4 protein-coding genes and 1 pseudogene are annotated in these 7,762 nt (G+C 74.1%); 4 read left to right on the top strand and 1 reads right to left on the bottom strand.

Annotation, left to right across the window (positions count from 1 at the left end; translation table 11 throughout):
• Positions 1–1,977, top strand: a 1,977-nt coding sequence (locus KIK08_RS35435; RefSeq protein ID WP_214407689.1) for a VanW family protein, incomplete at its 5' end; no start/stop codon positions are given.
• A gap of 116 nt (positions 1,978–2,093) precedes the next feature.
• The gene (locus KIK08_RS35430) at positions 2,094–2,519 is read left to right on the top strand and encodes a CBS domain-containing protein (protein WP_214407688.1); all 426 of its coding nucleotides are present in this window, start codon (positions 2,094–2,096) and stop codon (positions 2,517–2,519) included.
• Between the two features lie 758 nt (positions 2,520–3,277).
• Here KIK08_RS35430 and KIK08_RS35425 read toward each other — a convergent pair.
• Positions 3,278–5,110 carry an acyl-CoA dehydrogenase gene (locus KIK08_RS35425; protein ID WP_214407687.1) on the bottom strand — a complete coding sequence of 611 codons (1,833 nt, stop codon included), beginning with the start codon at positions 5,108–5,110 and terminating at the stop codon, positions 3,278–3,280.
• Positions 5,111–5,390: 280 nt separating this feature from the next.
• Between KIK08_RS35425 and KIK08_RS35420 the strand changes: the two genes are divergently transcribed.
• Positions 5,391–6,401, top strand: a complete 1,011-nt coding sequence (locus KIK08_RS35420; protein ID WP_214407686.1) for a peptidoglycan recognition protein family protein — start codon at positions 5,391–5,393, stop codon at positions 6,399–6,401.
• A gap of 126 nt (positions 6,402–6,527) precedes the next feature.
• Positions 6,528–7,762: pseudogene (locus tag KIK08_RS35415) on the top strand (hypothetical protein); the annotation flags it as partial.

Here is a 7,762-nt window from a genome sequence, read left to right as displayed (position 1 = left end):
GGCGGCGCCCGCCCGCTCGGCTCCCGCCCCGAGCCCGTCCGCGAGCAGGCCACCACGGCCATGCGGGCCGGCGCCCCGGCCGACGTCGACGCACCCACCCAGCGCCTGCAACGGCCGGCCCCCGCGTCCGCGTCCCGCGACGAGGCGCCGACGACAGCGGCCCCGGCCGCCGCGCGCCCCACCGTCTTCACCCCGGCCGGCGTCCCGAGCGGCGGCGACTACGGCGACCGCAATGACTACGCCGACTACGGCGGCCCGGACGACCCCGACGGCCCCTACGGGGGCACTCGCGGCTCCGGGGGCGGTGAGCGGCCGCGGCGCAAGCGCAAGGTGTTCCTGCCGATCGCCGTCGGGCTCGGCATCCTGGTCGCGCTCTACGCGGGCGACCTCGCGCTCAGCTCCGGATCGGTGCCCCGCGGCGTCATCGTCGCCGGGCTGCCCATCGGCGGCCTCGGCCTCGACGAGGCCGAGCAGCAGCTGCGCGACCGGATCGAGCCCCGCACCACCCAACCCATCGCGGTCACCCTGGGCGACGCCTCCAGCGAGATCGACCCGGCCAAGGCGGGGCTGGCCGTCGACTGGCAGGCCACCATCGGCCAGGTCAGCTCCCAGCCGCTCAACCCCATCACCCGGGTGACCTCGTTCTTCACCGAGCGCGAGCTGAACGTCGTGAGCACCGTCGACGAAGCCGCGCTGACCTCGGCCGTCGAGGAACTGTCGCCGATCATGGACAAGGAGCCGGTCGAGGGCGGCGTCGAGTTCGACGACACCACCCCCGTCGCGGTCCAGCCCGTCCCCGGCCAGCACCTCGACGTGCCGGCCGCGGTCCAGCAGCTGCGCAACGACTGGGTGCTGCCCGGGCCGCTCGCGCTGCCGCTGGTCGTGCGGCAGCCGGTCACCACCCCGGCCGACGTCGAGCGGGCCATCGCCGAGGTCGCCGAACCCGCCGTCTCCGGGCCGGTCACGGTCATCGGCGAGGGCGGCACCGAGGGCACGCTGTCGCCGGAGGTGATCGCCTCCGCGCTGTCCTTCCGCGGCGAGCCCGGCCGGCTCGTCCCCGAGCTCAACCAGGAGCTGCTGGTCGAGGAGCTGACCCCGCAGCTGGCCTCGTCCGAGACCCCCGGCCGCGACGCCTCCCTCGACTTCAGCGGCGGCCAGCCGGTCGTCATCCCGTCCGAGGACGGTCGCGGGATCGACTACCCGGCGACCCTCAAGGACCTGCTCACCGTGCTCACCCGCGAGGGCGACCGGGAGGTGACCGCCGTCTACGCCGAGAAGCCCGCCGAGCTGACCACCGACGAGCTCAGCGAGCTGGGCATCACCGGCGTCATCGGCGAGTTCCAGACCGGCGGGTTCGCCCAGGACTCCGGGCGCAACATCAAGCGCGCCGCCGAGGTCATCAACGGCATGGTCGTCCAGCCGGGCGAGACGTTCAGCCTCAACGCGGCCACCACCCCGCGCGATGCCTCCAACGGCTACGTCGAGGCCGGCATCATCGACAACGGCCGCGCAGGCCGCGGCATCGGCGGCGGCGTCTCGCAGGTCGCCACCACGCTGTACAACGCCGCGTACTTCGCCGGCATGGTCGACGTCGAGCACAAGGAGCACAGCTTCTACATCAGCCGCTACCCGGCCGGTCGCGAAGCGACCGTGTTCGAGGGCTCGATCGACATGAAGTTCCGCAACGACAACCCGACGGGCGTGCTCATCCAGACCGAGTGGACCCCGACCACCCTCACGGTGCGGCTCTACGGCACCAAGCGCTACGAGGTCACCTCCACCCCCGGCCCGCGGACCAACCCCACCGCCCCGAACACGGTGAACATCCCGGCCGGCGAGCGCTGCGTCCCCAGCAACGGCGCCCCCGGGTTCACCATCACCGACACCCGCACCCTCAAGGAGATCGCCACCGGCGAGGTGCGCACCGAGAACCGCACCGTCAAGTACAACCCGGTGCCGATCGTCATCTGCGGCTGAGCGGCCACGACCGGGGCGGGATCGCCTGCCCCGGTCGTGCGTCACGTCTTCCGGCCGGGCGTCACCCTTCGTACTCTCGAACCGACCACCGGCGACGACGGCGAGGGGATACGGGCATGCGCATTGCGGACGTGCTGCGGACCAAGGGCAGCGACGTGGCCACCATCCCACCGGAGGCCACCGTCGCGACCCTGATCGCCGAACTGGCCACCCACAACGTCGGCGCCCTGCCCGTCGTCGAGGGCGGGCAGCTGGTCGGCATCGTCTCCGAGCGCGACGTCGTCCGCCGCCTGCACGACGGCGGCGCCGACCTCCTCACCGGCGCCGTCCGCGACATCATGTCCAGTTCCGTCACCACCTGCACCCCCGGCGACGCCGTGGTCGACCTGGCCCGCGTCATGACCACCGGCCGCTTCCGCCACCTCCCGGTCCTGGAAGGCGGCGTCCTGGTCGGCATCGTCAGCATCGGCGACCTGGTCAAGGCCCGCATCGACCAGCTGGAGACCGAGCGCGAGCAGCTCCAGTCCTACATCACGAACTAGCCCCATCGGGCTGGACGAGTGCCGCTCTCGCTCGGTGTGGCTGGACGAGAGCCGCTCTCGTGCGGCCGGCCGCAGCGAGGGAGGGCGGGCCTCGCAGGGCGGCCTCGCAGCGCTGGCGGGGAACGTCGCAGCGCTGGCGAGGATGTCGCAGCGCGCCGGCGGGCTGCAAGCACACACCCGGCGCTGCGAGCACACCCCCGGCGCTGCGAGCGCGCACCGGCGAGGCGGCGCGCAGCGCTGCGGGCCGAGCGGGCTCGGCCCGGTGGGCGCGGTAGCGCCCACACCCCGCCCGAGTGCTCCCCTGCTTGAGCCGAGGTCGCCCTCCGCGGAGGAGCCGCCGGAGGCGCAGTAGACAGTGACGTTCGTGGGCGGCGTGCCCGGCACGATCGGGACGTAAGGCGCCTTCGGCGCCGTCCCGCCCGGGCGAAGAGTGAGCGTCTGCGCGGGGAAGAGCGCCTCCGGCGGCGCTCCGCGGCGAGCGACCTCTGATCGAGCAGGAGCGCCTCGGGAGAGGAGTGGGCGCTGGCGTGCCCGCTCCCTCCCGGCCCGCCTCCTGGCGCTGGCGTGCCACCTCGGCGGACGAGAGTGGCTTTCGTCCAGTCGCGTTGGACCAGAGCCGCTTTCGTCGCGCGCGAGGGGCTGGGAGCTGCCGGGGATGTCCCCGCTGGCGACGGACGAGAGCGGCTCTCGTCCAACCAGGTTGGACGAGAGCCACATTCGTTGCGCCCGGCGGTACGAGAGTGGCCGGGCCGCCGGGGTCAGAACGCGGCTTCGGGCAGCTCCATCAGGGAATTGTCGGCGTCCTCGATGATGGTGCGCTGGGCGGTGAGCTGCGGCAGCACCGTGCGCGCGAAGAACCGCGCCGCTCCCACCTTGCCCTCGTAGAACGCCTCGTCGCGGGGGGAGGCGCCGGTGCCGAGGGCGGCCAGCGCCACGTCCGCCTGGCGCAGCAGCAGCCAGCCGACCAGCAGGTCGCCGACCGCCATCAGGAGCCGGACGCTGTGCTGGCCGGCCTTGTAGACGCTCGTCGGGTCCTCCAGGGCGCCGGTCAGGTAGCCGGTGAGCGCGCCGAACATGGCCTGGACGTCGACCAGTGCGGTGGCCAGCAGGGCGCGTTCCTCCTTGAGCCGGCCGTTGCCGGCCTCCGCGGTGAGGAAGTCGCTGATCTCGGCGGTGACCCGGCCGAGTGCTCGGCCGTTGTCGCGGACGACCTTGCGGAACAGGAAGTCCAGCGACTGGATCGCGGTGGTCCCCTCGTACAGGGAGTCGATCTTGGCGTCGCGGATGTACTGCTCGATGGGGTAGTCCTGCAGGTAGCCGGAGCCGCCGAGGGTCTGCAGGGACTGCAGCAGCAGTTCGCTGGCCCGCTCGGAGCCGACGCCCTTGACGATCGGCAGCAGGAGGTCGTTGACGCGCTCGGCGGCGGTGACGTCCTGCCCGGCGGCCTGGCCGATGCGGATCTCGTCCTGCATGGTGGCTGCGTAGACGTAGAGCGCACGCAGGCCCTCGGCGTAGGACTTCTGCAGCATGAGGCTGCGGCGCACGTCGGGGTGGTGGGTGATGGTGACGCGCGGGGCGGACTTGTCGAGCATCGCGGTCATGTCGGAGCCCTGCACCCGCTGCTTCGCGTACTCCAGCGCGGCGAGGTAGCCGGCCGACAGGGTGCCGATCGCCTTGGTGCCCACCATCATCCGGGCGTACTCGATGACGTCGAACATCTGCGCGATGCCGTCGTGCACCTCGCCGAGCAGGTACCCGACCGCGGGGGTGCCGTGCTGGCCGAAGGTCAGCTCGCAGGTGGTGGAGGCCTTCAGGCCCATCTTGTGCTCGACGCCGGTGACGTAGGCGCCGTTGCGCTCGCCCAGCTCCCCGGTCCGCGGGTCGAAGTGGAACTTGGGCACCAGGAACAGCGACAGGCCCTTGGTGCCGGGGCGCGCGCCGTCGGGGCGGGCCAGCACCAGGTGCATGATGTTCTCGGTCAGGTCCTGCTCGCCCGAGGTGATGAAGCGCTTGACGCCGTCGATGTGCCAGGTGCCGTCGGGCTGGGCGATCGCCCGCGTGCGACCGGCGCCCACGTCCGAGCCGGCGTCGGGCTCGGTGAGCACCATGGTGGCGCCCCAGCCCTTGTCGATCATCAGCTGGGCCCAGTGCTGCTGCTGCTCGGTGCCGCGGTCGTGGATGACGGCGGCGAAGTTCGGGCCGGCCATGTACATGTAGACGGCGGGGTTGGAGCCCAGGACCAGCTCGGCGGCGGCCCACTGGACGCTGGGCGGCACGCCGAGCCCGCCGAGCTCGGCCGGGAGGCTGAGCCGCCACCACTCGCCGTCCCACAGTGCGCGGTAGGAGGCCTTGAGCGACTCGGGCAGGGCGACCGAGTGGGTGGCCGGGTCGAAGACCGGGGGGTTGCGGTCGGCGTCGGCGAACGACTCCGCCAGCGGGCCGGTGGCCAGCGCGTTGAGCTCGGTGAGCACGCTGCGCGCGGTGTCGAGGTCGACGTCGTCGAAGGGGGCCGTGCCCAGCCGGTCCTGCACGCGGAAGACCTCGAAGAGGGTGAACTCGAGGTCGCGCAGGTTGCTCCTGTAATGACCCATGGCGTCGTGCTCCTCGCGCGATCATTGGCCCTACTCGTCGGTAACCAATCCTATTACCGGTGGGTAACCCCGACAAGGTGGACCGGACGCCGAATCCGCACGATCGGGCGTTCACTCCTTCCGGTTGCGCCCGTGGTGGACGCTGCGTGCGCGGCTGATGCTCCTGCGTGACCCCCTGGCCGAGCCCGGGCGGTGGGGTGACGTACCGAGAGGGGCCACCGTGGGTTCGGACGGGGAGGAAATCCCAGGGATATCGCGTCGGGCGTTCCTGGCGACCGGCGTGACGGGCCTGCTCACGGTGGGTGGACTGGCCCTCGGCGCCGGCAGCGCGCAGGCCACGGAACGGCCCCCGTTCGTCGACTGCGCGGGCTGGGGGGCCCGCCCACCGTCCCGCCCGCTGACCGTCCACCAGCGCCGGCCCGTCCGGATCCTCGTGCACCACACCGCCACGCCGAACGGCAACGACCCCAGCCCGCAGGCGGCCGCCGGGTTCGCCCAGTCGGTGCAGTCGTTCCACATGGACCAGCGCGGCTGGGCCGACACCGGCCAGCACTTCACGATCAGCCGCAGCGGGTTCGTCATGGAGGGCCGCCACCGCAGCCTCGAACTGCTGGACGGCGGCAAGGCGGTCGTCGAGGGCTCGCACTGCACCGGGCAGAACGTGGTGGCGATCGGCATCGAGAACGAGGGCACCTACTCCACCGTCGACCCGCCGGCCGCGCTGTGGGACCGGCTGCGCCAGACCTGCGCCTTCATCTGCGCCCGCTACGGCATCAACCCGCACGAGATCGCCGGCCACCGCGACTTCAAGAACACCGCCTGCCCCGGCGACCGGCTCTACGGGTTGCTGCCGGTCCTGCGCGACGAGGTCGCCGGCCTGCTCGGCCGCCGGGTGGAGGGGAAAGGGGCGGCCAGGGCGAGCTGGCCGCTGCTCCGCGCGGGCGACACCGGACCGAACGTGCTCGCGGCCCAACTGCTGCTGCGCGCGGCCGGGATCGCGGAGGCGGCGCCGACCGGGCGGTTCGACCCGGCCACCGACCGCGCGGTGCGGGCGTTCCAGGCCAGGACCGCCGCCGAGGAGGTCAACGGCCTGCTCGGTGGCGAATCCTGGCCGGTGCTCGCCACGGCGGCGACGCGGAACCCGGGCGCCCCGGACGTCCGCGAGGCGGTCCGGGTGCTCGTCGAGGCCCGTCCCGGCCCGGTGCCCGCCGAGCCCGACCTGCCCACGTGGCAGTGCCTGCTGGGCACCGGCGGCACCCAGCCGGACCCGGTCGTCGACCCGCCCCGCTGATCACCCTCTCGATCAGCACCGGCGGGGTGACGCGCGCCACGTTTAGTACGCTCGGAGCGCGGTCCGTCTCCTGTCTGGCGAGCAGTGCGGCAGCCGGCCCGCGCCATCGAGAACGGGGTGTCGATCATGTCTCGACCGTCCGGAGCGGTGCACGGCCGTACCCCGCCCGGCCCGACGCTGCTCCCATCGCGTTCCGCGCCCGATCCCCTGCCCCGGTCGCAGCCCGCGGCGCCCACCGGGCCCGAGGCCGCCGTGCTGGGCTCCCCGGTCGCCCAGCGCCTGGTCCGCGAGGCCGCCGCCGGGTCGGCCCGGCTCCGCCGGGTCGACGTCGTCGGCTCCGGGGGCACCGGCAAGACCGTCCTGCTGGACGCGCTGGCCTCGGCGTTCGAGTCGGCGGGGGCCGCCGTCCGGCGCGGGCTGCCCGACCCCGACCTGACCGAGCTGACCGCCCTCCCCGCCGGGACGGCCCTGCTCGTCGACGACGCCCACCTGCTCGACCCGAGCACCCTGGCCGGGCTGGCGCAGCTGGCCGCCGGCCGCGACGGCCACCTGGTGGTCGCCCACCGCCCGTGGCCCCGCCCGGAGGGCTCCACGGCCCTGGGCGTCGCGCTGGCCACCACCCGCCCGCCGGTCGTGCTCGGCGAGCTCGACGAGCGCGGCGTCGCGGTGCGGACCGCCCGGCTGCTCGCCGACCGCGGCACCGACCGTGCCATCGACCGTGCCATCGACCGCGACACCATCGGCGAACTCGCCCGGCGGGTGCACCACCGCACCGCCGGGATGCCCGCGCTGGTCGACCGGCTGCTGGAGGCGCTGGTCGACCACCCGGGCGAGCGCAGCCGCGTGCTGGCCGCCGCCGAGCCGCCCGCCGGGCTGCTGGTGCAGCTCGGCTACGCCGTGCAGGGCGAGGGCACGGACGTGGCCGACCTGCTGCTCGCCGTCGCGCTCGGCGCCCCGCTGGAGCCCGAGGTGCTGATCCCGCTGCTGGGGCTGCCCGACGAGGACGGCGCCCCCCGGCTCGACGTCCTGCTGGAGCGGGCCAGGGCGGCCGGGCTGCTGACCATGGAGGGGCGCTCCATCCCGCTGGTGTCCACCGCCGTGCTCACCCGCACCCCGCCCGCCGCGCAGCTGGCGGTGCGCCGGGCGCTGGCCGAGATCGAGCTCAACCGGGGCGGCAGCCTGCTGACCGTGGCCCGCGGCCTGCTCGGCACCGGCGCGAGCGGGGCCCGGGTCGCCGAGGTCTACTCCGCGGCCGCCGAGGAGGCCGTGCGCACCGGCGCCCCGGGCGCGGGGGAGCTGCTGGAGGCGGCGGTCGCGGCCGGCGCGCCCGCGGTCGACCTGGCCGGGCGCCGGGCCGAGGT

Source organism: Pseudonocardia lacus, from assembly GCF_018531445.1.
Taxonomy (GTDB): Bacteria; Actinomycetota; Actinomycetes; order Mycobacteriales; family Pseudonocardiaceae; genus Pseudonocardia; species Pseudonocardia lacus.
The sequence above is the reverse complement of the archived record's forward strand: the minus strand, read 5'-3'. Positions and strand labels throughout refer to the sequence as shown.

Excerpts from the sequence above, each read along its gene's own strand:
- KIK08_RS35430 (WP_214407688.1), top strand. The coding sequence starts at position 2,094 with ATGCGCATTGCGGACGTGCTGCGGACCAAGGGCAGCGACGTGGCCACC.
- KIK08_RS35425 (WP_214407687.1), bottom strand. The coding sequence starts at position 5,110 with ATGGGTCATTACAGGAGCAACCTGCGCGACCTCGAGTTCACCCTCTTC.